At 56.4% G+C, this 24,880-nt stretch carries 21 protein-coding genes; 17 read left to right on the forward strand and 4 right to left on the reverse strand.

The window, feature by feature from the left end:
* The first annotated feature begins 31 nt into the window (after positions 1-31).
* The 6 genes from infB to FHR99_RS16605 all read left to right on the forward strand — a co-directional run bounded on the left by infB (position 32) and on the right by FHR99_RS16605 (position 8,330).
* Positions 32-2,800, forward strand: coding sequence for a translation initiation factor IF-2 (infB, locus tag FHR99_RS11680; protein WP_183410853.1), 2,769 nt, complete (start codon positions 32-34; stop codon positions 2,798-2,800).
* A 12-nt stretch (positions 2,801-2,812) separates the two neighbouring features.
* Positions 2,813-3,196, forward strand: a complete 384-nt coding sequence (rbfA, locus tag FHR99_RS11685) for a 30S ribosome-binding factor RbfA (RefSeq protein WP_183410854.1) — start codon at positions 2,813-2,815, stop codon at positions 3,194-3,196.
* Between the two features lie 5 nt (positions 3,197-3,201).
* Positions 3,202-4,134, forward strand: coding sequence for a tRNA pseudouridine(55) synthase TruB (truB, locus tag FHR99_RS11690; protein WP_183410855.1), 933 nt, complete (start codon positions 3,202-3,204; stop codon positions 4,132-4,134).
* 151 nt (positions 4,135-4,285) lie between these two features.
* The gene (rpsO, locus tag FHR99_RS11695) at positions 4,286-4,555 is read left to right on the forward strand and encodes a 30S ribosomal protein S15 (RefSeq protein WP_183410856.1); all 270 of its coding nucleotides are present in this window, start codon (positions 4,286-4,288) and stop codon (positions 4,553-4,555) included.
* 75 nt (positions 4,556-4,630) lie between these two features.
* Positions 4,631-6,754 (forward strand): polyribonucleotide nucleotidyltransferase, encoded by a 2,124-nt coding sequence (gene pnp / locus FHR99_RS11700; protein WP_183410971.1) that lies wholly within the window; start codon positions 4,631-4,633, stop codon positions 6,752-6,754.
* Between the two features lie 133 nt (positions 6,755-6,887).
* Positions 6,888-8,330 (forward strand): SDR family NAD(P)-dependent oxidoreductase, encoded by a 1,443-nt coding sequence (locus FHR99_RS16605; RefSeq protein ID WP_183410857.1) that lies wholly within the window; start codon positions 6,888-6,890, stop codon positions 8,328-8,330.
* Between the two features lie 5 nt (positions 8,331-8,335).
* Here FHR99_RS16605 and FHR99_RS11710 read toward each other — a convergent pair whose 3' ends face one another.
* Positions 8,336-9,103 carry an SDR family NAD(P)-dependent oxidoreductase gene (locus tag FHR99_RS11710; RefSeq protein WP_183410858.1) on the reverse strand — a complete coding sequence of 256 codons (768 nt, stop codon included), beginning with the start codon at positions 9,101-9,103 and terminating at the stop codon, positions 8,336-8,338.
* Between the two features lie 144 nt (positions 9,104-9,247).
* Between FHR99_RS11710 and FHR99_RS11715 the strand changes: the two genes are divergently transcribed.
* From FHR99_RS11715 to FHR99_RS11735, 5 genes are all read left to right on the forward strand, one after another.
* The gene (locus FHR99_RS11715; protein WP_183410859.1) at positions 9,248-10,378 is read left to right on the forward strand and encodes a helix-turn-helix transcriptional regulator; all 1,131 of its coding nucleotides are present in this window, start codon (positions 9,248-9,250) and stop codon (positions 10,376-10,378) included.
* 79 nt (positions 10,379-10,457) lie between these two features.
* The gene (locus FHR99_RS11720) at positions 10,458-11,642 is read left to right on the forward strand and encodes an alpha/beta hydrolase family protein (protein WP_183410860.1); all 1,185 of its coding nucleotides are present in this window, start codon (positions 10,458-10,460) and stop codon (positions 11,640-11,642) included.
* Between the two features lie 47 nt (positions 11,643-11,689).
* Positions 11,690-13,852 carry an acetyl-CoA hydrolase/transferase C-terminal domain-containing protein gene (locus FHR99_RS11725; RefSeq protein WP_183410861.1) on the forward strand — a complete coding sequence of 721 codons (2,163 nt, stop codon included), beginning with the start codon at positions 11,690-11,692 and terminating at the stop codon, positions 13,850-13,852.
* A gap of 186 nt (positions 13,853-14,038) precedes the next feature.
* On the forward strand, positions 14,039-15,871 hold the full coding sequence (locus FHR99_RS11730; protein ID WP_183410862.1) for a S8 family serine peptidase: 1,833 nt from the start codon (positions 14,039-14,041) through the stop codon (positions 15,869-15,871).
* Positions 15,872-16,035: 164 nt separating this feature from the next.
* On the forward strand, positions 16,036-16,431 hold the full coding sequence (locus tag FHR99_RS11735; RefSeq protein WP_183410863.1) for a nuclear transport factor 2 family protein: 396 nt from the start codon (positions 16,036-16,038) through the stop codon (positions 16,429-16,431).
* A 43-nt stretch (positions 16,432-16,474) separates the two neighbouring features.
* Here the strand turns inward: FHR99_RS11735 and FHR99_RS11740 are convergent, their stop codons facing one another.
* The 3 genes from FHR99_RS11740 to FHR99_RS11750 form a co-directional block, all read right to left on the reverse strand.
* Positions 16,475-17,515, reverse strand: a complete 1,041-nt coding sequence (locus FHR99_RS11740) for a hypothetical protein (RefSeq protein WP_183410864.1) — start codon at positions 17,513-17,515, stop codon at positions 16,475-16,477.
* A gap of 12 nt (positions 17,516-17,527) precedes the next feature.
* Complete coding sequence (locus FHR99_RS11745; protein ID WP_425488623.1) at positions 17,528-18,643, reverse strand: esterase/lipase family protein; 1,116 nt, start codon at positions 18,641-18,643, stop codon at positions 17,528-17,530.
* A gap of 157 nt (positions 18,644-18,800) precedes the next feature.
* On the reverse strand, positions 18,801-19,943 hold the full coding sequence (locus FHR99_RS11750; RefSeq protein WP_183410865.1) for an acyl-CoA dehydrogenase family protein: 1,143 nt from the start codon (positions 19,941-19,943) through the stop codon (positions 18,801-18,803).
* 201 nt (positions 19,944-20,144) lie between these two features.
* On the opposite strand from FHR99_RS11750, the gene FHR99_RS11755 reads away from it, so the two are divergent.
* The 6 genes from FHR99_RS11755 (at position 20,145) to FHR99_RS11780 (ending at position 24,856) form a co-directional block, all read left to right on the forward strand.
* On the forward strand, positions 20,145-20,558 hold the full coding sequence (locus tag FHR99_RS11755; protein WP_183410866.1) for a GNAT family N-acetyltransferase: 414 nt from the start codon (positions 20,145-20,147) through the stop codon (positions 20,556-20,558).
* A complete protein-coding gene (trmH, locus tag FHR99_RS11760; protein ID WP_183410867.1) occupies positions 20,555-21,274 on the forward strand; it encodes a tRNA (guanosine(18)-2'-O)-methyltransferase TrmH in 720 nt (239 codons plus the stop codon). The genes FHR99_RS11755 and trmH overlap by 4 nt, the downstream gene beginning before the upstream one ends.
* A gap of 34 nt (positions 21,275-21,308) precedes the next feature.
* A complete protein-coding gene (locus tag FHR99_RS11765) occupies positions 21,309-21,515 on the forward strand; it encodes a hypothetical protein (RefSeq protein WP_183410868.1) in 207 nt (68 codons plus the stop codon).
* Between the two features lie 100 nt (positions 21,516-21,615).
* The gene (locus FHR99_RS11770; RefSeq protein WP_183410869.1) at positions 21,616-22,725 is read left to right on the forward strand and encodes a DUF1214 domain-containing protein; all 1,110 of its coding nucleotides are present in this window, start codon (positions 21,616-21,618) and stop codon (positions 22,723-22,725) included.
* Between the two features lie 32 nt (positions 22,726-22,757).
* Positions 22,758-23,933, forward strand: coding sequence for a sulfotransferase family protein (locus FHR99_RS11775; RefSeq protein ID WP_183410870.1), 1,176 nt, complete (start codon positions 22,758-22,760; stop codon positions 23,931-23,933).
* Positions 23,934-24,076: 143 nt separating this feature from the next.
* Positions 24,077-24,856: a bestrophin-like domain gene (locus FHR99_RS11780; protein ID WP_246386779.1), complete on the forward strand. Its 780-nt coding sequence runs from the start codon at positions 24,077-24,079 to the stop codon at positions 24,854-24,856.
* Positions 24,857-24,880: the final 24 nt, after the last annotated feature.

Here is a 24,880-nt window from a genome sequence, read left to right on the forward strand (position 1 = left end):
CGCTGTCGGACGGAGTAAGGGAGAATTACGAATGGCTGAAGTAACGGTAAGCCAGCTTGCAGAGGTGGTGGGTACGCCCGTCGACCGTCTGCTCAAGCAGATGAAAGAAGCCGGTTTGAATCATCAAGCTGCAGACGAAATTGTGTCTGACGATGACAAGCAGGTGCTGCTGGCTTTTCTCAAGAACAGTCACGGTGAATCGACCGCGGCGCCCAAGAAAATCACCCTGAAACGCAAGACGCTCAGCACCCTGAAAACCGGTTCTGGCGCGGCCAAGAAAACCGTTAGCGTGGAAGTGCGGAAAAAACGCACCTACGTGAAGCGCGATCCGGCTGAGCTGGCCAAAGAGGCGGCGGAAGCGGAAGCTGCGGCCAAGGCCGATGCAGAACAGGCGGCTGCAGAGGCAGCGAAGGCGGAAGCCGCAGCCAAGGCAGAAGCCGAGAAACAGGCTGCAGAAGAGGCTTCGCGTGTAGCGGCTGAGAAGGCGGCTGCAGAAGAGGCTGCCAAAGCCGCAGCTGCGGAGCAGACCGCTGAACCTGAAGCCAAGGCGGAAGAAGCCGAAGCCCCGGCGGCTGAAGAAAAACCGGCGCCGAAAGCCATGCCGAAGCCCAAGGAAAAGGTCGAAATCGACCCCGAAGTCCTGCGTCAGCGCGCCGCGCATCGCCGTATGGAAGAAGAGGCTAAAGAAAACGAACGCCGTGAGGCAGCGTTAAAGGCCAAGCGCGAGGAAGAAGAGCGCGCGGCGATTGCTGCTCAGCAGGCTGTAGAGGCGAAGAAAGAGTCCGCCCAGCCACACAAAGACAAAGACGCCGACAACAAGGTCAAGGCGAAAAAAGCCCTGCGCACCACCGGGCGTGAAAAAGATGATGACAAGCCGCGTGGCAAGCGTGGCAAAGCGGCGGCGAAAGGTCGCGGTCGCGTCGCGGTAACCGCTGACTTCGAGGAAGATGATGGCAGCTACCGTCGCGGCAAGAAGAAAACCCTGAAACTGCCCGACGATCACAAGCGCCACGCCTTCCAGGCGCCTACGGAGAAAGCTATCAAAGAAGTTGCCATTCCCGAGACGATTACCGTCGGGGAGCTTGCTCAGCGTATGAGCATCAAGGCCGGTGAAGTTATCAAAGAGCTGATGAAGCTCGGCGTGATGGCTACCATCAACCAGGCCATCGATCAGGAAACCGCCCAGCTGGTGGTTGAGGAAATGGGCCACACCTCCAAGCTGGTGTCTGACGACGCGTTGGAAGAAGCGCTGGAAGAGACCCTGCTGTCACACGGCGAGGGTACTCTCGAACCCCGCGCGCCGGTTGTGACGGTGATGGGTCACGTCGACCACGGTAAAACCTCACTGCTGGATTACATCCGAAAAACCAAGGTAGCCAGCGGCGAAGCCGGTGGTATTACCCAGCATATCGGTGCCTACCACGTAGAAACCGAGCGCGGCATGGTGACCTTCCTGGATACCCCTGGACACGCGGCCTTTACCGCTATGCGTGCTCGCGGTGCCAAGAGTACCGACATCGTTATTCTGGTCGTGGCAGCCGATGATGGCGTGATGCCCCAGACCGAAGAAGCGGTTCTGCACGCCCGCGCTGCCGGCGTACCGTTGGTGGTTGCGGTCAACAAAATGGACAAGGAAGGCGCCGATCCGGATCGCGTCAAGAACGAGCTGTCTGCCAAAGACGTTATCCCCGAGGATTGGGGTGGTGACACCCAGTTTGTGCCAGTTTCTGCGCACACCGGTCTTGGCATCGAAGATCTGCTGGAAGCGGTACTGCTGCAAGCCGAGCTGCTGGAACTGAAAGCTCCCGCCGATATTCCCGGTCAGGGTCTGGTTATCGAATCGCGTCTGGATAAAGGTCGCGGTACGGTTGCCTCGGTTCTGGTGCAGAGCGGCACCCTGCGCAAGGGTGACATTGTGCTGGCTGGCCAGTTCTATGGCCGTGTGCGCGCCATGATCGACGAGACCGGCAAGCAAATTGATACCGCTGGCCCGTCTATTCCGGTAGAGATCTTGGGTCTCGACGGCACGCCGGATGCGGGTGACAGCTTTGTTGTCGTCGAAAACGAGAAGCGTGCTCGCGAAGTCGCTGACTACCGTGCGCATAAAGACCGCGATCAGAAGCTCAAGCGTCAGCAGGCGGCGAAACTCGACTCCATGTTCGATCGCATGGGCGAAGGCGCCGACCGTCAGTCTCTCAATATCGTATTGAAAGCCGACGTGCGCGGTTCACTGGAAGCCTTGCAGGCCTCTCTGGTGGATCTGGGCAACGACGAAGTTCAGGTGAATGTTGTTTCTGGCGGCGTGGGCGGTATTACCGAATCCGACGTCAACCTGGCGATTACCGCCGGCGCGGTTATGTTCGGTTTCAACGTGCGTGCTGATGTATCCGCACGCAAACTGGCTGAAAATGAAGGTGTAGACCTGCGCTACTACAGCGTTATCTATGACTTGATCGACGATGTGAAATCTGCGCTGTCGGGCCTGCTGTCACCGGAAATGCGCGAAGAAATCGTTGGTATCGCCGAAGTGCGCGACGTGTTCCGCTCGCCGAAACTGGGCGCTATTGCTGGCTGTATGGTTATCGAAGGTACCATCTACCGCAACAACCCGATCCGGGTGCTGCGCGACAACGTGGTTATCTACGAAGGCGAGCTGGAATCTCTGCGCCGCTTCAAGGATGACGTCGGCGAAGTTCGTCAGGGCTTCGAGTGTGGTATCGGCGTGAAGAACTACAACGACGTTAAAGCAGGCGACCAGATCGAGGTCTATCAGGTGAAAGAAGTTGCCCGTACTCTGTAAAAGGGAGAACGTGTGAGCGATTTCAGCCGTACCCAAAGGGTTGCCGACTTTCTGAAAAAGGAGCTCGGCAGCCTGATTCAATTCCAGATACGCGATCCGCGTGTGGGCATGGTGTCGATTACTGATGTTGAAGTCAGTCGCGACCTGTCCCACGCTCGCGTATTTGTCACCGTCATGGGCAAAGACACCGAAGAGGAAGCAAAAGAGTCTCTCAAGGTGCTCAATCGTGCCGCCGGTTTCCTGCGCAGCAAGGTTGCCAAGAGTCACAATGCCCGCACCACACCCGCGCTCAAGTTTGTCTACGACAGCAGTGTGCGCCGGGGTGAATACATGTCCCGTCTGATCGACAACGCGGTCGCCAAAGACCGTCAGCGCAGTAAAGACGACTCGGAGTAAGTTGCGTGGGTCGTAAGCGTCGCGGCCGTCCAGTGGATGGCATTCTGATATTGGATAAACCTGCCGGTCGCAGTTCCAACGGTGCCCTGCAGGTTGCCCGCGCCATATTCAATGCCGCCAAGGCTGGACATACCGGCAGCCTCGATCCGCTCGCCACCGGCGTTTTACCCGTTTGCTTTGGCGAAGCCACCAAGTTTTCCCAGTATCTGCTCGATGCCGACAAGGCCTACGACGCCACCGTTGTGCTCGGGGTAACTACCGAGACCGGTGATGCGGAAGGTGAGATCACCGCTGAGATCGATGCCTCCGAGGTGACCGAGGATCAGGTTCGCACCGCGGCGCAGGCCTTTATCGGCGAAATCGACCAGGTGCCCTCCATGTATTCGGCCCTGAAAAAAGATGGCAAGCCACTCTATGAACTGGCTCGTCAGGGCATTGAGGTGGAGCGCAAGGCGCGCCGGATTACGGTTTACGCCCTTGAAATCAAAGCTTTCCGCCCCGGTAAGCAGGCCGAAGTGGATATCAGTGTGCGTTGCAGCAAGGGCACCTATATCCGTTCGCTGGCCGAAGACCTGGGCAAGGTGCTCGGGGTTGGTGGCCATGTGGCCATGCTGAGACGCACCGGCGCCGGACCCTTTTCCCTGGATCAGGCGGTGACGCTGGATTCTCTGCAGGTGCTGCGCGATGCCAATGATTTCCCCGGTCTGGATGCGCTGCTGCTGCCGATTGATCTGGCGCTGCATCAGCTGCCCATGATCGAGCTTGGCGATACTACCGGCTACTACCTGCTGCAGGGCCAGCCGGTGCAGGTGCCCAATGCGCCCACTGAGGGACTGGTGGGGCTGAAACTCCAATCTGGCCAGTTTGTTGGCGTCGGCGAAATCCTCAGCGACGGGCGCATCGCCCCTCGCCGTTTGGTTTCGAATGTGCGACAATAGGCGGCTAGTCTGAGGCTCCGTCTAGGCACGGTGCCGAGGGCAAAACGAACCTGTCTGTAAATATGCACGGGCAGGCTCGATCCGAGAGTGGTCTGCAACCTATAAAAAGCAGTGTCGCTCACGCATATTCATAGTGAATGAGGAAAGTACAATGGCATTGTCTGCCCAAGAGAAAGCTCAAGTCGTAAAAGAGTACCAACAGTCTGAGACTGACACCGGCTCCCCCGAAGTACAGGTTGCCCTGCTGACAGTCAACATCAACAAACTCCAAGGCCACTTCGAAGCAAACGGTAAAGACCACCACTCACGTCGTGGACTTATCCGGATGGTTAACCAGCGTCGTAAACTGCTGGACTACCTGAAGAAGAAAGATGCAGGGCGTTACACCACCCTGATCGGACGTCTCGGCTTGCGTCGTTAATACAAAGCATAGTGTGATTGGGGCCGGTTTCGGCCCCAATACATTTATAAGACCTCAATGGAGGAAAACTGAGTGATAAATCCCGTTCGTAAAACATTCCAGTGGGGTGGCCATCAGGTCACTCTCGAAACAGGCCGTATCGCCCGTCAGGCGACCGGTGCTGTACTGGTGTCGATGGACGATGTATCGGTTTTGTGTACCGTCGTTGGTGCCAAAACAGCCAAAGAGGGACAGGACTTTTTCCCCCTGTCTGTGCACTATCAGGAACGTACTTATTCAGCCGGTAAAATCCCCGGTGGCTTCTTCAAGCGTGAAGGCCGTCCTTCTGAAAAAGAAACCCTGACCTCGCGTCTGATCGACCGTCCCATCCGCCCGCTGTTCCCCAACGGTTTCAAAAACGAAGTACAGGTTGTCTGTACCGTTATGTCGTCTGAAAAAGACGTTGATCCCGATATTGCAGCGATGATCGGTACCTCTGCCGCTCTGGCGATCTCCGGCATTCCTTTCGCCGGTCCGATCGGCGGTGCGCGTGTTGGCTACAACGCCGACAAGGGCTACTTCCTGAACCCGACCTATTCCGAGCTGGAAAGCAGCGAGCTGAACATGGTTGTTGCCGGTACCGAGCAAGCGGTACTGATGGTTGAATCCGAAGCCTCCGAGCTGACCGAAGACCAGATGCTGGGTGCGGTACTGTACGCCCACCAGGAAATGCAGGCGGTTATCAAGGTGATCAACGAGCTGGCTGCTGAAGCTGGCAAGCCCAAGTGGGAGTGGTCTGCGCCGGAAGAAAACACTGCGCTGATGGCTGCGGTTGCCGAGGGTTACAAAGCGGCCCTGGGCGATGCCTACCGCATCACCGATAAGATGGAGCGTTACGGCAAGGTCAGCGAACTGCGCGATCAAGCCGTTGCGACACTGGCCGGTGAAGGCAGTGAATTCAGCGCCGATGAGGTTGCCGGTGTATTTGGTAAGCTGGAAAAGAACATTGTTCGCCAGCGCATCCTGAACGGCGAAGCCCGTATCGACGGTCGTGACAATCGCACTGTTCGCCCGATTTCTGTTGAGGTTGGCGTACTGCCCAAGGCACACGGTTCGTCACTGTTCACCCGCGGTGAAACCCAGGCGATTGGTGTGACCACGCTGGGCACCACCCGTGATGCACAGCTGATCGATGCTCTGGAAGGCGAGCGCAAAGACAACTTCATGCTGCACTACAACTTCCCTCCCTACTCGGTAGGTGAGTGTGGTCGTATGGGTGGTACTGGCCGTCGTGAGATCGGTCACGGTCGTCTGGCCCGTCGCGGTCTGGCTGCGGTTCTGCCGACTGCTGAAGAATTTCCCTACACCATCCGTGTGGTTTCCGAGATCACCGAATCCAACGGTTCCAGCTCTATGGCCTCTGTCTGCGTAGGCAGTCTGTCCATGATGGACGCTGGTGTACCGCTGAAGGCACCGGTAGCCGGTATCGCTATGGGTCTGGTCAAGGAAGGTGAGCGCTTCGCGGTTCTGACCGACATCCTGGGTGACGAAGATCACCTGGGCGACATGGACTTCAAAGTAGCCGGTACGGCCAACGGTATCACTGCCCTGCAGATGGATATCAAGATCGAAGGCATCACCGAGAAGATCATGGAAATCGCGCTGGAGCAGGCCGAGCAGGCCCGTTTGCACATTCTGGGTCAGATGAACCAGGTGCTGGAAGCCTCGCGCGAAACCGTTTCCAACAACGCCCCGAGCATGACCACGCTGAAAGTCGACACCGACAAGATCCGTGACATTATCGGTAAAGGTGGTGCGACCATTCGCAGCATCTGTGAAGAAACCGAAGCTCAGGTGGATATCGAAGACGACGGTACCGTGCGCATTTACGGCGCCAATGCCGAGTCTCGCGATGCCGCGGTTGATCGCGTTCTGGCGATCACGGCGGAAGCCGAAGTGGGTGCGGTTTATACCGGTAAGGTGTCTCGCATCGTTGATTTCGGTGCTTTCGTTACCATCCTGCCTGGCAAAGATGGTCTGGTACACATCTCTCAAATCGCTCACGAGCGTGTCGAGAATGTGTCTGACTACCTGAAAGAAGGTGACGACATTCAGGTTAAAGTTCTGGATGTTGATCAGCGCGGCCGCATCAAACTCTCTATCAAGGAATTGATCGAGAAAGAAGAAGTGGCTGAATCCGAGGGTAACTCGGACGACTGATTATTCAGTTGGCTTGATAAGAAAGGAGCTTCGGCTCCTTTTTTTGTGCCTGTTATTTGTGGCAAAAGGTCGAAATTGATCCGGCGTCGAGGCACCTGCGTATCAGGCCCATACATCGAGCGAGGCATCTACCGTGAAGGTTACTCTCAAGGAAACTATCGTTGTTCGTCGCAGCCTGACCGACTGTTACCGCTACCTCAAGGATTTCTCCACCATTGAGCAGTGGGATCCCGGCGTCTACCGCGCTGAAAAATCCACGCCGGGTCCGGTGGCGGTGGGCAGTGAATTTGAACTGGTACTCAATCTTTCCGGCAAGCGGGTCCCTATGACTTACCGTTTGCTCGAGGCGGAAAACGAGCAGTCGCTGGTGCTTGAGGGGGTGAATAAAACCCTCCATGCGCTCGATACGCTGACATTCAACGCGATCGAAGCAGAACTGACGGAAATTACCTACGAAGCCCGCCTGACCCTCAAACATGTCCCCCAGCTAGCGCGGCCGGCGATGATGCCGGTGCTCAATCGAGTTGGCAAAAAAGCGGTGAACGGTCTCAAGGCTGCGCTGGAACGTCCGGCGAGACCACCTCGCTGGCGGGCAGGGAGCTATCTAAAAGACCGTTTGGTCCTGCCGGCGGCCTTGGATTTTACCGAGCGGGGATACCTGAATCAGGCCAATAGAGGTTTGAGTCAGTTTATGGACGGAAAAACCGTGGTGATTACCGGTCCGACTTCAGGACTGGGATTGGCGGCGGCAAGTGAATTCTCGCGCCTCGGAGCGAAGCTCGTTTTGGTGGGGCGCAACAGTGAGCGCTTGGAGCAGGCCTCGCGAGAGATTCAGGATTTTAGCGGCAGAGCGGATGACCACGTCGAGATTGTTGAGGCCGAGCTATCGTTGCTGTCCGAGGTATCAAGAGTCGCAGATCAGATTCTGACCTCACACGACCGTATTGATGTATTGGTTAATAACGCCGGCGTGCTGCCCTTGGAGCGGCAGGTTACCGAGGAGGGTCATGAGCTCACGCTAGCCGTGAACCTACTTGCGCCGGTGTTGTTGATGAGAAAGTTGGCACCGGTACTGGCCGATGGCGGTCGCGTGGTTAATGTCGCCTCCGGCGGCATGTATCTTAGCGGCGTCAATCTGGGTGATATGCAGTCAGAGCGCAGTTTCGATGGTTCTCGCGCCTACGCTCAGGCCAAGCGTGCCCTGGTGACCTTGACCGAGCTCTATGCACTGGAATGGAAGTGTGAGGGCATCGACTGTAACAGTATGCATCCGGGTTGGGCGGCGACACCGGGGGTTGCCAAGTCTCTGCCGGCGTTTAATAAAGCCCTGTCTTCACGTCTGCGCGATGCCAAAATGGGCGCGGATACGATTGTCTGGCTGGCCGCATCGGCGGAGCTCTCAGGTTCTACCGGGGGCTTCTGGTTTGATCGACAGCGTCACCCAATCAGCGTGTTGCCGGGCACGGAACTCTCTCCGCGTCGGGCGAGAGCACTACAGGTTTGGGTAGAAGGGGTCTTGGCCCCCTTTATCGAGGCGTCGTCACGTAACGGTGATGGAGAACTTGTTTACGGCTGAGCCGATCAGGTAGATGCTTTGATAATCCGCCACAACAGGCCGGGCGAGAAGCGACGCAACCAGGTCAGAATCTTGGCTTCCGCGCCGGGGTAGAGAAATTCCTTGCCCTTGGCGATCGCCTTTTCCACTTCATCCACAATAAAGTCCGGGCTCGCCAGTCGGCCTTTCTCCCGCGATTCGCGAATATTTTTGGTCTGCACAGCCTGGTCTATCAGGGGGGTGTTCACCATGGGTGGATTCACCGCCAGAATGTGGACGCCGCTGCCCCGATTTTCGTGAATCAGTACTTCGGCATAGGCATTCGTTGCCGCCTTGGTGGCATTGTAAGCGCCGAGCTCTGGTGCCATGACATAGCCGGCGATTGAGCCGTAAATCACAATCAAGCCGCGTTTGCGCGCCTGCATCAGCGGCAGCACAACTTTGGTCAGGTGAACCGTGCCGTTGTAGTTAATCGCCATCATTTTGGTGATCAGATCGGCGGGCATATCGATCAGGGGTGCGCTCGGCATAATGGCGGCGCAGTGAGTCAGTTGATCGATAGGGCCGAGGCTCGTTTCAATTTTTTCGATCACCCCTCGAACCTGTTTCAGATCCGAAACATCGCAACGAAAGGGCGTGAGATTGTCGGATTCTGAACTGGTGCTGGCCAGCGCTTCTTCATTCATATCCAGAATGGCAACCTTGACGCCGCGCTGTGCCAGCCGCAGTGCGGTCCGTCGGCCCATACCGCTGGCCCCACCGGTAACAACGGCGATTTTCACATCCGTACTCATGTTCGCTTCGACTCACTCTGTTTCATATGCAGTGCAGTCTGCCACAGGCTAAAGGTGGCGCTAAATGAAGATTTATCCACCTCTTTATGACGTTTCCCATTCCGCTTGTGACTGGTCATAATGTAGCAAAGGAGAATACATCGCATGCGCATAGATCCCGAAGTTAGTGAATTGCTTGCCAGTATTTACGAGGGGCCGCTAGAGGCGGAGCCCTGGCAGTCGTTTCTGGGCAAGCTGCGCAGCCTGATGGGCGCTAATTCTGCAACGCTGGTGCTGAAGCCACCTTCCAGTGGTGATCGCGGCGTGCTCCGTATTGATGGTGGCAGTCTGGAGGGCATTTCCCGCTATCAGGAAAGTTTCTTCGCCATGGACCCCTTCCTGCATATTCCCCCCGGCGAAGTGAAATCCCTGCTCGAGTTGATCCCGGAAAAAGAGTGGGTAAAGAGCGAGCTCTACAAGGTCTGCATGGAGCCTGCGGGCCTCTATGACAGCTTAGGTGTCGACATGGCTATTCCCGGTGAAATGGAAGGCGGTCTGCGGGTGACCCGCGACAAGGCCTCGCCGCGTTTCACCGATGACGACAAAGCGCTGATGTCAGAAATTGTCGAGCATCTGGTGCGGGCGATTCGCATACACGTTCGGCTTAACAAGATTGAATCTGAGCGCGCGCTCTATGCCGGTGCGGTGGATCAGTTGTCGCTGGCGACCATCCTGCTGGATGAAAAGGGTGCGGTCTTGTCCTGCAACCGCATGGCCGAGCAATTGCTGGCGCGGGAGCCAGAGCTGAATGTGGTAAACGGCTACCTTCAAGTGGGTGATGAGGCCACAACCTCAGAGCTGCAACGGCTGATTGAGCTGGTATTGAAACAGCAGCAGCACGGTGGCCCGGCAGTGATTGAGGCCATGCGCATCCAGCGCGACGGTGACTACGCTGACCTTGGCGTGGCAGTGCGACCGGTGCCGATGAATGAGTGGTCGGAAGGGCGCTCGGTACCCACGGTGGCTATCTTTATCAGCGATCCGGATTTCGGGGCGGAAGCGCCGGTGCAGGTAATTACCCGCCTGTTTGGGTTTACCCCCACCGAGGCCCAGCTGTCACTGCTGCTGGCCGAAGGCCTGAGCCTTGACGAGGCCTCGCAGGCGCTGGGTATCAGCCGCAATACCGCCCGAACCCATCTGCGCTCAGTCTTTAATAAAACCGGGGTCAGCCGCCAGACTTTGCTGGTAAGATTGATTCTGAAGAGTGTTGCCCAGCTCGCCTGGGAGGGCAGTTGACGGCAATGTGAGTGGGGAGTACATTCCTCGGTTGGGGCTTGTGGTATGGTGCCAACAGCCTGTTAGTATGGAAGTAACAATGCGTAAAATAATAATAACGATGGGCCTGATGGCTCTGTGTCTGGCGCTTTCCGCGTGTAACGACAGCAGCACAACCAATACCGGCACAACAAGAACCACAGATGTCGTTGTTGAATCCTTTGCAAACGATTCAAGGGCCGTACTGTCGGACTACACCTTGGCGGCAGCACTCGAACCCCACTGTGAGCCGAGTGAGGTCTTTGACGCTGAGATCCCGGAAGCCTATCTGGTTTATCGCCGCAGCGAGCCCAGTCCGACCCGTCTGGTGGTTTTTGCGCATGGCATCGGACATGACGCCGGCGAGTCCTGGGTGCCGCACATGCGTAGGCAGATCTTTGCCGCGGCAGGATTGCAGAATCAGCCGGGCAGCGTCGTCTTTCTCAGTACCAATTATCGCGATAACGGTGGCTTTCCAACCTTGCATGGTGCTCACGACACCATCGCGGCAACGCTGACGGTACTGCAGCGCTTTCCGACCATCGAAACCGTGTATTTGATGGGGGTTTCGATGGGCGGCGCGGTCTCCGGAACCGCCATTGCTGAGTCTATCGACCTGACCAGTGGGGGGCGCTTCAAAGATGTGAAGGAGCCGCTGTTCGATTACTGGCTGACCGTCGAAGGGGTCAGCAACATTGTGGAAACCTATGCTGAGGCACAGGCCGCCTTTCAAGCCGTAAACAACGGTACAGCGAAACAAGCAATTGACGGTATGGAGCGCGACAATGGCGGTTCACCGGCAGAGTGTCCTTTTGCCTATCAGCGCCGTTCGCCCATGTTTCACGCAGCAACGATGAAAGCGGGCGGATTGCGTGCCGCCACGGTTATCCATCCGGTTAACGACGGCTTGGTGCCGCACAACCAGGGGCGGCAAATGGCTTCGGCCTTAACGACCGCGCTTATCCCTACGCAGTTTTACACCGTGACTCGTGTGCATCCGTGGCAGGATTCGGGTTCAACCGGAACCGGTACCTTGCAAGTTGGTGCGGTAGACCCTTACTTGAACCTCGCGGGACATGCCTCGGAAAAAGATCCCATTCATCCGGTCATGGTTACCGCCTTCCAGCAACTGATGAAAATGCTGGACGGTAGCTACAATGAAACCGTACCCTATTTCGAATGTATCATTGACCCCGAAATTCCCTCTGATAGCTGTCAGGTTGATCAATTTCAACTGCCTGAATAGCGTCTGATTTAACATGCTGTTGGGGTCATAGTGAAAGGTTTTAATCTATGTCCCCACATCGGGTGCACTGGCATACCGACGCCGACCGAGTTGTCGACAGTCTGATCGAAAAACTGGGAAAGAATCTTGTGGTGGCCTTGCCGCTCGGGCTTGGCAAGCCTGTGCCCATGGTGAACGCCCTCTATGCCCGTGCCAAACAGGATCGAAGTCTTAAACTCACCTTGCTGACAGCGCTCAGTTTGGCCCGCCCGCCGGTATCAGACGATTTGCGTGGCCGCTTTCTAAAGCCCGTACTCGACCGTGTCTACGATGGCGTGCCCGACCTTGATTATGTTGCGGATCTGGATAGCGGTTCTCTGTCTTCGAATATCACGATCAAAGAATTCTTTTTCCAGCCGGGTAGTCGCTTGGGTAATTTCAACGCCCAGTACCACTACATCAGCTCCAATTACACCCATGCGGCCCGGGACGTTTTCGACAACGGCTGCAATGTGGTTTTGCAAATGGTTGCCAGCCGGGACGATCGCGGATCGACGAGGCTCAGCATGAGCTGTAACCCTGATACTTCGCTTGAGCTGCGTCAGCGATTGCGTGATTCCGGCCGACCGTTTGTCAGCGTCGGGGTGGTCAATGAAGAACTGCCGTATATGTGCGGTGATGCGGAAGTCAGCACCGCTTTCTACGATCTGTTGCTGCGCGGCGAGCCCCATAACCACCGCCTGTTCAGTGTTCCCAAATTGCAGCCGGTAGGTGGCGTAGATGCTCTGATCGGCCTGCATGCCAGTGCGCTGGTTCCCGATGGCGGTACCTTGCAGATTGGTATTGGGAGCATGGGTGACGCGGTCGCTCACGGCCTCTGCCTGCGACAGAAAGATAACGCACGTTACAAAGATGCCCTGATTCGCAGCGGTGTTCTCACGCCGGACAAGCGCGACATGCTCAAGACAATCGGTGGTACGGCCCCCTTTAAGACCGGTTTGTACGGTGCGACCGAAATGCTGGTGGAGGGGTTTCTGCATCTGTGGGATGCGGGTGTCCTGAAAAGAGAAGTGTATGATTTCTGGGCCTTGCAGCAATTGATCAACGAAGGCCGTTGTAACCCGCAAAAACTTGATGAAGACGTACTGCTGGGAATGGCTGAGTTAGGGGTGAGAGAGATCCGCGGTAAGGATTTCGCGATCCTGCAGTATCACGGGCTGTTCAATAATCACTGTAGCTATCGCGATGGCTATATCACAGCCCCCGACAGCACCAGTGTAGCCGCCAATGTTGCGAACCCCCACTCGCGACGAGTGCTGGCCAGCCAGTGTTTGGGAGAGCGGCTGATAAACGGGCGCCTGCTGCATGGTGGATTCTTTCTCGGCAGCGCAGGTTTTTACGAGCGCTTGCGACAGCTCCCGGATGATTTGCGTAAAAAAATCGACATGACCAGCGTCGAAAAAATCAATCAGTTGGACTTCAATCCACGTCTATACCGAGCCCAGCGTATCAATGCCCGCTTTATCAATACCGGCCTGAAAGTGACGCTGAACGGTGCGGTGGTTTCGGATACCTTGCAGAACGGGCAGGTGCTTTCCGGTGTCGGTGGGCAGTTTAATTTTGTCAGTATGGCCCACCAGCTGCTGACCGGTCGCTCGGTGATCATGATTCGCTCGGTGCGTGAAGGCAATGGGCATGCGGAGTCGAATATTGTTTGGGAGTACGGTTCCTGCACCGTGCCGCGTCATCTGCGTGATCTGGTGGTGACTGAATACGGTATTGCCGATCTGCGCGGAAAATCGGACGGGGAAGTGATCAAGGCGCTGTTGAATATCGCGGACTCCCGCTTCCAGCCCAATCTGCTGGCGAGGGCGGTAGCCGACGGTAAGGTCGAGCCCGAATATGCGATTCCACCCCAGTACCGCGATAACACGCCAGCGCGAATTGCCCAGGTGATCGGTGAACTGCGTAAAACCGACAGTCTTCCCGCATACCCCTTCGGAACGGATTTCAGCGACGAAGAGTTACTGGTCGCAAAAACTCTGAAGGAGCTACAGGCCAGCGGATCTGGCGCCCTTCTTGACATACTAAAACCCTTGGGCAAACTGCCGCCGCAGGTTCACCACTGGCTTGAGGTGCTCGGGCTTTCCGGAACCGGTTCAATCAAGGATCGATTGCTGGAGCGGGTGCTGGCTCAGGCACTCAAACGCGCTTTCAAACAAGCCGCCTGATTCGCCGTAAACATTTCTTGTCCGGTCGTGAGCCGGTTCACGCTTTTGTCGCCTGACTTTGTGACCTTGGTCAGAACAGGCAAGCCAGCCCTCCCTAGAATCGGTCTGGTGCGCTCAGGCGCCTGACTACGCAAATTCTGAATAACAATGGCCTAACGCGAATTGCGCTTCGTTCGGAGTCCCTTTATGAAAAAAATAGTGTTTCCACTGGTCTGTGTCTCGCTGCTTGCGGGCTGTCAGTCCGAGTCGGATGACGCCGCAGCCGAGGCGGTGAATACAGCCCCTGAGTCGGTGCTGGAAACGGCAACATCACAGGTTGCACGGGTGGGTGAGGCGGTTGACGGCCGCTACATTGTGGTATTGAACAAATTGGATGTACTTGGGCTGAGCGATCTCACCGAGCAGATCAATACCCTGGCGACGAGCTATGGCTTCAGTGTGGATACGATCTACGAGCATGCCCTGACCGGTTTTGTAGCGGAAATGACAACCGATATCGCCGCGCTGTTGGCACAGAATCCGCTGGTGAATTACATCGAACAGGATCGCATTGTTGGCGCGACCACTGTGCAGGCGAATGCAACCTGGGGGCTGGATCGCGTTGACCAGCCTTCACTGCCGCTGGATGGTAATTACAGTTATGCCGCGAATGGTAACGGTGTGCATGCCTACATCATTGATACGGGTATTCGCGGTACGCATAGCGAGTTTAGTGGCCGTATGGGCGCGGGCTTTAACACCGTTGGTGGCGGCGGTTTTCTCGGTATCGGTGGTAGTGGTGCCGATCCGGATGACACCGGTGATTGCAATGGTCACGGCACTCACGTGGCAGGCACCGTTGGTGGCACGGTCTACGGTGTTGCCAAAAATGTCACCCTCTATCCGGTGCGAGTGCTGGACTGCAATGGCAGCGGCCTGAACTCCGGCGTTATTTCCGGTGTGGAATGGGTTATGTCTAACCATCAGAAGCCGGCGGTTGCCAATATGAGTCTCGGTGGCGGTAATAGCACCGCTCTGGATAATGCGGTTCGTTCGGCGATCAATGCGGGCGTGACCTTTGTGGTCGCTGCCGGCAATGACAATGCCGATGCCTGTAACGGCTCGCCTAACCGTGTCGCTGAGGCGCTGACGGTCGGGTCGACAACCTCCAGTGATGGTCGTTCTTCCTTCTCGAATAAAGGCACCTGTGTAGACGTGTTCGCACCGGGCTCCAGTATCCGTTCGGCAGGTATCAACAATGACAGCAGCACCGCAACCATGAGCGGTACCTCGATGGCGGCTCCTCATGTCGCGGGTATTGCGGCGCTTTATCTGAATGCCAACCCGCAGGCCCAGCCGGGTGAAGTCTTCACTGCGGTGCTGAATGCGAGTGCTGCGGGTCAATTGAGTGGGCTCGGTGCAGGCTCGCCAAACCTGTTGGCACAGAATACGGTTGCGGGCGAAGGTGTTGATTTGCCACCGGTGGCGCGGATGAGCGTGGACTGCACAGAGCTGGTCTGTCAGTTTGATGCGACTGCAAGTGCCGACGACAACGGGGTTTCTTCTTACGTCTGGGATTTTGGTGACGGCGCGAGCAGTGTTGCGGCTCAGGTCAGCCATACCTACGCGGCTGCAGGCAGCTACACCGTCAGCCTGCAGGTATTGGATGCCGCTGGTCAGAGCGACACCCAAACCCAGACCATTGCGGTAACCGAAGCGAGTGCCGGCCCTTGCACGGACTGCACCTATCAGGGCGGCACCCTGAATAACGGTCAAGTGGTCTATATCCCTGCTCAAGGCTTCAGCAGCAACGGTGGTCGCTTCCAGGCCTGGCTTGAAGGGCCGGCCAATGCCGACTTCGACATTCGTCTGGAGCGCTACAGCTGCAGTCTGTTTTGTGGCTGGAGTAGTGTGGCCCGTTCTGAAAGTAACAGCAGCAGCGAGCAGATTGATTACAACGGCGGCTCGGGCAACTACCGCTGGCGTGTCAGCAGCTACAGCGGCTCCGGAGATTACGATTTCTGGTACAGCAACCCCTGAGCTTGATCTCCCTCGGCGGCGGGTGGGGCGATTGTCCCGCCCACTGCCAATCCTACCTACTCTTGCACTCGCCCGATCACTGCCTCACCCGTTCGTGTCATTGCAAGTTCTCGCCTCCCTCTTTACTGTCCAGACTGTTCTCATAAAAAGAAGAGGGTGGTTCTATGGGCAACGCCTACAAAGCGCAGGAAGCGAGTTTTCAGTCTGGTAAATATGTTATTGCGGGTGATCGCGAAGGCTGGTTGAGTCTGTTTGCCGACGATGCGGTTGTGCAGGATCCGGTTGGTGAATCCCCCCTCGATCCCACCGGCAAGGGCCATCGCGGCAAAGACGCCATTGCGGCGTTTTACGACATGGTGATTGGCCCCGGTGATATGCAGAAGTTTGAGATTACCGGCTCTCACCCGGCGGGCGATGAGTGCGCCAACGTAGTTGAAATCCGGAATGTGCTGGGTGATACGGTGGTGGAGATGCAAATGGTGGTGGTGTATACCGCTAATGACGAGGGCAAATTGACCTCGCTCAAGGCCTACTGGGACTTCAATAAAACCATGGGTTGATTGCGGTTTTGGTAAGTCGCGAGGCCCTTCGGGGCCCCGCTGATCACTCCCGACCGATGCGCCGCTGACCGGCGTAGCGGTAAAATCCCGCTGCTTCTTCCTGTCGAATCAGCGCAGCATCATTACCAAATACGCTCTGTTGCAGGGCGTACAGTTCTTCTTGCTGGCGGCTGCCATCGTAGCGGCTGAGAATATCTTCGCGGCGGGCCATATAATCCTGCCCGGTACTCCAGGCCTGATCACGCTGGTTATCCAGCGCCTCCCAGCGATCCAGCGCCTCCTCATCCATGCCCAGCGATTGTCGCAGGCTGCGCAATTCGGCACGCCGCTCGGTCGCGGGTAACTCGCGCAGGCTGGACTGAACAGACGGCAACTGAATGAACTTGTTCATCAGCTCTGTCTGGCGACTCTGTATGAATGCCTCGCTGTGTTCTCCGTAGTTCTGCTCGATCACGTTGACTAAAGAGCCAAGCTTTTCCTGCAGGTTGGAGCTGCTGGATTGATCCAGTTCAATTAGTGCATCGGAAATGTTCTGGTTGCGGATTTCTGCCGCCCAGATCACCTCGGCGTCCTCGCCGAAGGCCGCGTAGCGTTTATCCCACAACGCCTGTCGTCGATCTTCTGGCGACATTTGCTGCAGTTGTTTGCGATCAGCCAGCAGCCATTCGTTGTAGCGCTCCAGTGAGTCGAATTTGTTTAGCAATTCGTCGGCAAGTTCGGGGAAACTGGCGCCCAATAGGGCGGCAACACGGCTGCGCCAGTCGTCAGGGTAGTGTTCGCGCAGATAGGAAATCACCTGTTCGATCAGGCGAATCTGAGCGTGCTGGATATGAATATGCGGTGCAAAGCGCCCCTGCATGTCAGCGATAAAAAACGCGTCGCGTTCTTGGTCGCTGTTCCATTGTCGGGTGCTATTGGTGTCTTTGGATGGCGCGCTGGCGTGCGCGTCAGGTTTGGCATTGATGCTTGCCACAGGTTCAACAGTTGGCTCTTGCGAAGGCGAATCACGCTCTGGCCAAAAGGTGAAAACCAGTGCAGCAAGCGCTGCACTGGTTCCCAGAGTGATGGAAAGTTTCTTCGTCACAACAACCTCCGCTTAAAAGCCGTTGTCGGCAATAAAGTCGGTGATCGCGGCGTAGAATTCCATTTCGTCAAAGGTGTCCGGCGGTACCCCGATGATGTCCAGATGGTCCTGATTAATCTTCCAGGCATGGGACGTCATTTGAGTGGCATCCGGTGCATTGAGGTCAGCGACATAGCCGGTATTGGTCTGGGTCCAGACATAGTCCAGGCAGCCGTAGCATTCCCAGTACTCTAGCCGGTAGCCCATCTGCTGGGAATTGATACCCACTAGGCCGTCGTCGTCGTGGTCGCTGGCATTGCCGTCACCGGTACCCAGTGCGCCGTCGCCGTTGGCATCGTAGGTGGCGTAGCCGTCACCATCGATCTCGGTCCAAAGCTCTTTGAGCAGGTAGAGGGCCGGGTTCATGTTGCCATTGTCCTGACCGGTCAGCAGGCTGCGGCTGCGCTCAATGTTGGCTGTGCCCGCCGGGTAGGCCTGGTTAAAGGCGTAGGTACCGGTGGTGACACCATCATTGGGGTCGTAGTCGTGATTGACCAGCTGCTTCAACGCTGCAATGGCATCGTTGCCGCCGCCGTAAATCACGTTGCCGAAGTATTCAGCCAGAGTCTCCAGAATGGAGGTCACGCCGGGCTGCATATTCAGCACATATTGGGCAATGGGCGAACCACGGTGGGGGGATGAAATACTGATGCCGTATTTCACAACCCGGTAGCCGCGATTGTCGTTCAACAGTTTGGCCGCCTTGCGCAAGTCGAGACCGCCCTGAGAATGGCCAATGATGTTGACGTGGCTGTGACCGGATGAGGCCAGATAGTTCTGGATATCCTGGTACAGCTCGTAGCCGCGCTGCTCGGAGCTGGCGAACGGTGTTACCGATGCGACAAATGATTCCTGTCCGGAATTGATGTCGTGGTTACAGTAGTACTCGCCCCAAGAGCAGGTATCGAGGACGTAAACACCGTAGTCGTCGCCCCAGTAGTCATAGCCGAGAATATCGTCAAAGCCACCCATACCGTGGGCGAAGACAATGGGGTAAGTGGTTCGATTGGCATCCCTTGCCATTGCGGGTCCGGTGAGCAGACTGCAGGTCACCAGCAGGGCTGTTGCCAGCCTTGTTCGCATGTTCATACGTTTCTCCTTCTTCGTTATCGCTTGTTATCTTGGCCCTGAGGCCGGAGCGTGTATGACAAACTGCGTCAATGATTGCTTACTGCCTGTTTTCCTCCCTTTCGATAATTTTGAATGTGAATAAAAAACGCCGGCACAAGGCCGGCGTTGTCCGTTCTTACTTCACCAGTTCGCGACCGATGATCAGTTTCATGATTTCGTTGGTGCCGCCGTAAATGCGCTGTACGCGCGCATCTGCCCAGGCGCGCGCTACTGGGTATTCCCACATAAAGCCGTAGCCACCGTGGAGTTGCAGACACTCGTCCATTACCTTGCCCTGCAGATCGGTGCTGAGTAGTTTGGCTTTGGCTGCGGTTACTGCATCCAGTTTTTCTTCGATGTGGAGTTCCAGGCAGCGGTCGATAAAGACCGTGGCCGAGGTGAGTTCGGTCTCCAGCTCTGCCAGTTTGAACTGGGTGTTCTGGAAGGTGGCAATCGATTTGCCAAAAGCCTTGCGCTCGGTGACGTAGGTGATGGTCTGTTCCAGAATGCTCTGGGCACTGTGGATCGCAAGGATGGCGATGTTCAGGCGCTCCTGCGGCAGATCCTGCATCAGATACACAAAGCCCATGCCTTCTTCGCCCAGCAGGGCATCCTTCGGTACGCGTACGTCTTGGAAGAACAGCTCAGATGTATCCTGAGCCTTCAGGCCGATCTTGTTCAGGTTTTTGCCTTTCTCGAAACCGGGGGTGCCGGCTTCTACCAGAAACAAACTGGTGCCCTTGGCGCCTGCAGAGGGGTCGGTTTTAGCCACCACGACCACCAGATCAGCGTGCTGGCCGTTGGTGATGAAGGTCTTGGAACCGTTGATGACGTAGTCGTCGCCATCTTTGATCGCGGTGGTTTTGATGCCTTGCAGATCCGATCCGGCAGCGGGTTCAGTCATGGCAATCGCGGTAACGATTTCACCGGTCACACACTTGGGCAGGTACTTCTGCTTTTGTTCCTCGGTGCCGTAGCGGACGATGTAGGGAACCGCGATATCGGAGTGCAGACCCCAGCCGATGCCGGTCAGGCCGGAACGGGCACATTCTTCATCCACAATGGCGTTGTAACGGAAATCAACACCGACGCCGCCGTATTCTTCCGGAACCGTGGGAGCCAGAAAGCCCTGCTCGCCAGCCTTGTTCCACAGAGCACGGTCGACTTCGCCGTCTTTTTCCCACTGCTCGTGGTAGGGAGCGGCTTCCGTCTCCAGAAATTTCCGTACAGACTCGCGGAACATTTCGTGCTCGGATTCATAAACGGTACGTGGGATCATGCTGTCTCATCCTCTAATGTTGATACTGCTTACTTGAGTTGTAGCTTACTACGGGAGCAAGCGCCAGTGGATCACGTAGCTTAATAGTGGACATTCACACGGAAAAGCCGACATGAAATGTCCGGTCTACGGGCATTCTGCCGTTCACAGCCCCCGGCACTGCGACTATCATAGAGCGCTTTGTGGTAAAGGAGTGTTGCCGTGGCCATCAGCTACCGCGTCAATCAGAGCATTCCGGTGGTGAAGTTTATTGATCTGCTGGAACGATCCGGGCTCGCTGAGCGCCGCCCCGTTGAAGACCGGGAATGCATGCAGGGCATGCTGAATGGCGCCAATCTGCTAATCACGGCCTGGGATGGCGTGCAGCTGGTGGGGGTATCCCGCTCGCTGACCGACTTTCACTATGCCTGTTATCTATCGGATATCGCCGTCGACCGGGAGTATCAGCATCAGGGTATTGGCCGCGAACTTATACGCATGACCCAGAAGCAACTTGGCAGTAAAGCCCGCCTGATCCTGCTGGCAGCGCCGCTGGCGCAGGATTACTACCCCAAATTGGGCTTCCGTCTTCACGACAGGTGCTGGGTTCTGGAAGCCGGAGACGAAGTGCAGTGACACCGGAACGCAAAGCTCGTATTCAGCGGGTGCTGAATAGCCGTCAGCCTGATTTGTGTGTAGTCACCGACTATGTTCACAAGGGGCGCAATCTGTCCGCCATTGTGCGCACAGCCGATGCCGTCGGGGCCATGGACCTGCACTGCGTGATCGGTGACAAGGAGTACAAGGCTTTTCGTGGTACCGCCAAGGGCAGTCATGGCTGGGTCAAGGTGCACCGCTATACCGCACTGGCTGACGCGGTGCAGCCACTGAAGGCGCAGGGTGTGCAGATTGTTGCGGCGAATCTCTCGGCTCACTCGGTGGATTTCCGCGAGATCGACTATACTCGTCCCACCGCGCTTTTATTGGGTGCTGAAAAGGAAGGTGTGAGCGTTGAGGGGCAGGCCCTGTCCGATGCGGAAATCACTATTCCCATGGTCGGTATGGTGCAATCGTTTAACGTCTCGGTCGCGGCGGGTATTATTCTGAGTGAGGCCCAGCGTCAGCGACAGCTCGCCGGGCTGTATGATGCGGTGCGGATAGACGAAAAGACTTACCAGCGTCTGTTTTTCGAGTGGGGCTACCCCAAGCTCAGGCATTTCTGCGAACACTATGCGCTGGCTTACCCGCCGTTGACGGCGGACGGGGATCTCGAGGATCCGTCGGGCTGGTACGCGTCGATTCGTGAGCAGTTCGGTAACCGCGAACTGGATTTTAGCGAGGTGAACAGTTGAATCGAGGGAGCTTGATGGTGAGGACAGCGCAGCCATGGAATTAAATTCGATCACCATTTTCTGGTTTACCGTGGCGATTATCACCGCTTTGCACACGCTCTGGACGGTTGTGGCCGCGGTGGTAAAAGACCGGTTGCCGCCTTTCCTCGCCCGCGACCCCAAACAAGCCGCGCCCTTCGTCTGGGGCGGTGTGTTGCTGGGCGCGCTCTGCCACGCAATCTATCTGTTGGTAATGCTCTGATTGTAAGCTTCGCTTAAGCGTTCACCTGTCTGGGTGATGACCCGCGCAGTCGGATCAGTGAGAATTTTCTCATTGAATCGATAATAGCGAGAGTCAGCCCATGTCCGATCAGGATCTAATTCGTTCGGTGGAAGACGGTTCCGCCTGGGACACCTTCTGCGACACCCTCAAGGCCAGCGGCAAGCAAATTATGCGCCCCGAAGCGCCCGGCGATGCGTTTACCCGAGCCGAAGGTTGGCGCTATCTGACTCGCCTGACCCGTATCGCCCTCGACATGTTTATGGAGTGCAACGATCGGGATTTTCCGACCTTTTACCGGCCCTCTCATGAAACCGCAAAAATTGGCGCCGATAACCCCGACAACCTCTACGAGCGCGCCGAGATCAACGGCCAACACGACTACCGGATTACCGGCACCCGCGGCACTGTGGCCTATCTAGGGCTGATTGCGATTGCCGGTGGCTACGAAGACGAAGATGCCAATATGCGCTCGGTGGGTTCAATCGACACCCACGGTGGGCTGCAGGTCAACGACGACGGCACCATCGAGTTTATTCTAAGCCGCGAGCCGAAACCCGGTAACTGGCTGAAAATCACCGAAGACACGGTTGCAGTGCTGGTGCGCCAGACCTTCCTGGATCGCAAGGGAGAACAACCCGCTGATCTTAAAATTGAGCGCATTCGCGAAGAGGGCGAAGTTCCAGCCCCCCTGGCGCCTGAACAGCTGGCGGAAAACCTGCTGAAAACCGCCGGTTTTGTGCAAGGCACGGCCACACTGTTTGCCGACTGGGCCCAGTCCTTCCTGGATAAACCCAACGAACTGCCGCCGGCGGATCAGGCCTACTGTCAGAAGCTGGGTGGTGACCCTAATATTTTCTATTACCACAGCTATTACGATCTGGCAGAAGACGAGTCGCTAGTGATTGAGCTCCCCAAGGTGCCCGCCTGTGACAACTGGAACCTGCAGGTGGATAACTACTGGATGGAGTCACTGGACTACCGCTACCTGAAAATCCACGTCAACAAGCATACGGCACACTACAACGACGACGGCAGCGTTCAGATCGTTATCGGCGAGCATAACCCGGGCCATCCGAACTGGTTGACCACAGCAGGGCACCGGCAGGGCACGCTGGCCTTTCGCTGGATTGGTGCCGACGAAATTATTCATCCGACGACCCGTGTCGTAAAAACCGACAGTTTGAAGTAAGCCAGACCGCAAAGATTAAGGAAGTAGAGACAATGTCAGAACAGGAAATTCCGCAGGTCGAACTGAGTGTAGAGGGCCTGTTGCAAGCGGCGCAAGACGCGACCGGACTGAGCGATTTTGGTGACGAGTCCTTTCGTGAGCCCTTTGAAGTGCTGGTTAAGGCACTGAATGAAGAGGCGAACCTGAATGCCGTTGGTCGCTTTACGCAATACCAGCGGATTCTCAATATTCTTTGCAATCGGCTGCGCACCGAGGCCTGGATTGCCCGTCACCCGGAGATACTCGATGAGGAAATCAACGCGCCAGTGGTGATCATCGGTCTGCAGCGTACGGGTTCGACCATGTTCCATCGGGTGCTGGCCAGTGACTCCCGTTTTTACGCGCCACTCTGGTACGAAGTCCGTAATCCCGCGCCTTATCTGGATTGGCAGGCCGGCGGAGTCGATCAGCGCAAGACCGAAGCAGAGCAGGAAATTGCGGCGATGCTTGAGGCTAACCCGGAGCTGGCTGCGATTCACCCGATGGATCCGGTCGCCCCAGACGAAGACATCATGCTGCTGGAGCACAGCTTCTACAGCACGGTGCCCGATGCCTTCTGTAATGTACCGAGCTATGGCAAGTGGAATGATACCCACGACAATACGCCGGGCTATGAATACCTCAAGCGCCAGTTGCAAAGCTTGCAATGGCAGAAAAAACAGCAGGGCCAGCAGGCCGAGCGCTGGTTGTTGAAAACCCCGCACCACTTGCATCACGTCGCCACGCTGCTGCGGGTGTTCCCGGATGCCAAGATTATTCAGACTCACCGCGACCCTTTGCAGACCATTCCGTCGGCGGCGAGTATGAACTACAACCTGTGGATCATGTGCGCCGATGACCCCGACCCCAAAGTGGTGGGTGAACAGTGGGCAGCCAAGTACGCGCGCGGCATGGCGCACACCTTGGAGACCCGCAAACTCAAGCCGGATTCCTTTATCGATGTCTGGTACAAGGACACCGTCGTGGATCCAACCGTGCCGGCCAAGGCGGTTTACGAGTTTATCGGTATGAGTTTTACCGCAGAAGCCAAGGCAGCCATGCAGCACTGGCGCGAGGTTAACAAGCGCGAAGACCGGCCCAGCCACGAATATACCCTGGAGCAGTTCGGCTTTACCGAAGAAGGTTTGAAACATCAGTTTGCGGGATACCGGGAGCATTATCTGAATTGAACATGGTGGGGCCGGAGCCCTGTTGACGCGGCCTCCGGTAACTCTTCGCCTTTTCCCGAAAAAGCGCAGGCAAAGCCCTATCGGCTGCTGTTACTATCGGCATTCGAGCAGCCTGATGCTCGTTTCCTGAAGGGTGAGGCCCGATGATGAGTGGTCCGTTTTTGTTTGAATACTCCAGCGTCACCATAACGCTGGTGCTCTTTTTGCTGATTATTGTTGGCAATGAGGCGGGATTTCGAATCGGCCGTTTTGTACAGCGTCAGACCGATGAAGAAATCAAAACGCTGACGGGGGCAATCCAGGCCAGTATTCTCGGTCTGTTGGCGCTGTTATTGGGCTTTACCTTCAGTATGGCGATGCAGCGCTATGACGCCCGCAACAACGCCTTGATCAGTGAAGCTAACGCCATTGGAACGGTGCAGCTGCGGGCGCAGCTTTTGCCTGAGCGATATCAGGCTAGCGCCACCGATTTGCTGAATGACTATGTCGAGCTGCGTATTTCAGCCGGCAAGATAGATCTGACACAGTTCGAGCAGCGTAAAGTTTATAACAGCGAGGTGGCTCGGCTGCAGAATGCCCTGTGGCAGCTGGCGGTTGAGGCAGCCAATGAAGAGCCGCTTGCGGTGAAATCCGGCGCCTTTATCAACTCGTTAAATGGCATGATAGATGCTCAGGGTAAACGCAACGCTCTGCTCGACATGCATGTGCCGGAAGTGGTCATCCTGCTGTTGTTTGTGGTGTTTCTGTGTTCCGGTGGAATACTGGGGTATTCCAGTGGGCTCAGCGGCCGGCGGGTGATGGCACCGACAGTTATGGTGTCGTTCCTGATCGCCCTGATTGTCTTCATCATCATTGATCTGGATCGACCCCGACGAGGTTTGATTCAAGTGGATCAGAGCAGTTTGGAACTGCTTAAACCCTGAGCGCACCGTTTTTGCAATTTTAAT

The sequence above is a fragment of the Litorivivens lipolytica genome (assembly GCF_014191715.1).
GTDB classification, from domain to species: Bacteria; Pseudomonadota; Gammaproteobacteria; order Pseudomonadales; family Spongiibacteraceae; genus Litorivivens; species Litorivivens lipolytica.

Excerpts from the sequence above, each read along its gene's own strand:
- FHR99_RS11775 (WP_183410870.1), top strand. The coding sequence starts at position 22,758 with ATGTCAGAACAGGAAATTCCGCAGGTCGAACTGAGTGTAGAGGGCCTG.
- FHR99_RS11780 (WP_246386779.1), top strand. The coding sequence starts at position 24,077 with ATGATGAGTGGTCCGTTTTTGTTTGAATACTCCAGCGTCACCATAACG.
- FHR99_RS11720 (WP_183410860.1), top strand. The coding sequence starts at position 10,458 with ATGCGTAAAATAATAATAACGATGGGCCTGATGGCTCTGTGTCTGGCG.
- FHR99_RS11710 (WP_183410858.1), bottom strand. The coding sequence starts at position 9,103 with ATGAGTACGGATGTGAAAATCGCCGTTGTTACCGGTGGGGCCAGCGGT.
- FHR99_RS11730 (WP_183410862.1), top strand. The coding sequence starts at position 14,039 with ATGAAAAAAATAGTGTTTCCACTGGTCTGTGTCTCGCTGCTTGCGGGC.
- FHR99_RS11770 (WP_183410869.1), top strand. The coding sequence starts at position 21,616 with ATGTCCGATCAGGATCTAATTCGTTCGGTGGAAGACGGTTCCGCCTGG.
- FHR99_RS11745 (WP_425488623.1), bottom strand. The coding sequence starts at position 18,643 with ATGAACATGCGAACAAGGCTGGCAACAGCCCTGCTGGTGACCTGCAGT.
- FHR99_RS11725 (WP_183410861.1), top strand. The coding sequence starts at position 11,690 with ATGTCCCCACATCGGGTGCACTGGCATACCGACGCCGACCGAGTTGTC.
- FHR99_RS11765 (WP_183410868.1), top strand. The coding sequence starts at position 21,309 with ATGGAATTAAATTCGATCACCATTTTCTGGTTTACCGTGGCGATTATC.
- rpsO (WP_183410856.1), top strand. The coding sequence starts at position 4,286 with ATGGCATTGTCTGCCCAAGAGAAAGCTCAAGTCGTAAAAGAGTACCAA.
- FHR99_RS11750 (WP_183410865.1), bottom strand. The coding sequence starts at position 19,943 with ATGATCCCACGTACCGTTTATGAATCCGAGCACGAAATGTTCCGCGAG.
- FHR99_RS11735 (WP_183410863.1), top strand. The coding sequence starts at position 16,036 with ATGGGCAACGCCTACAAAGCGCAGGAAGCGAGTTTTCAGTCTGGTAAA.
- FHR99_RS11715 (WP_183410859.1), top strand. The coding sequence starts at position 9,248 with ATGCGCATAGATCCCGAAGTTAGTGAATTGCTTGCCAGTATTTACGAG.
- infB (WP_183410853.1), top strand. The coding sequence starts at position 32 with ATGGCTGAAGTAACGGTAAGCCAGCTTGCAGAGGTGGTGGGTACGCCC.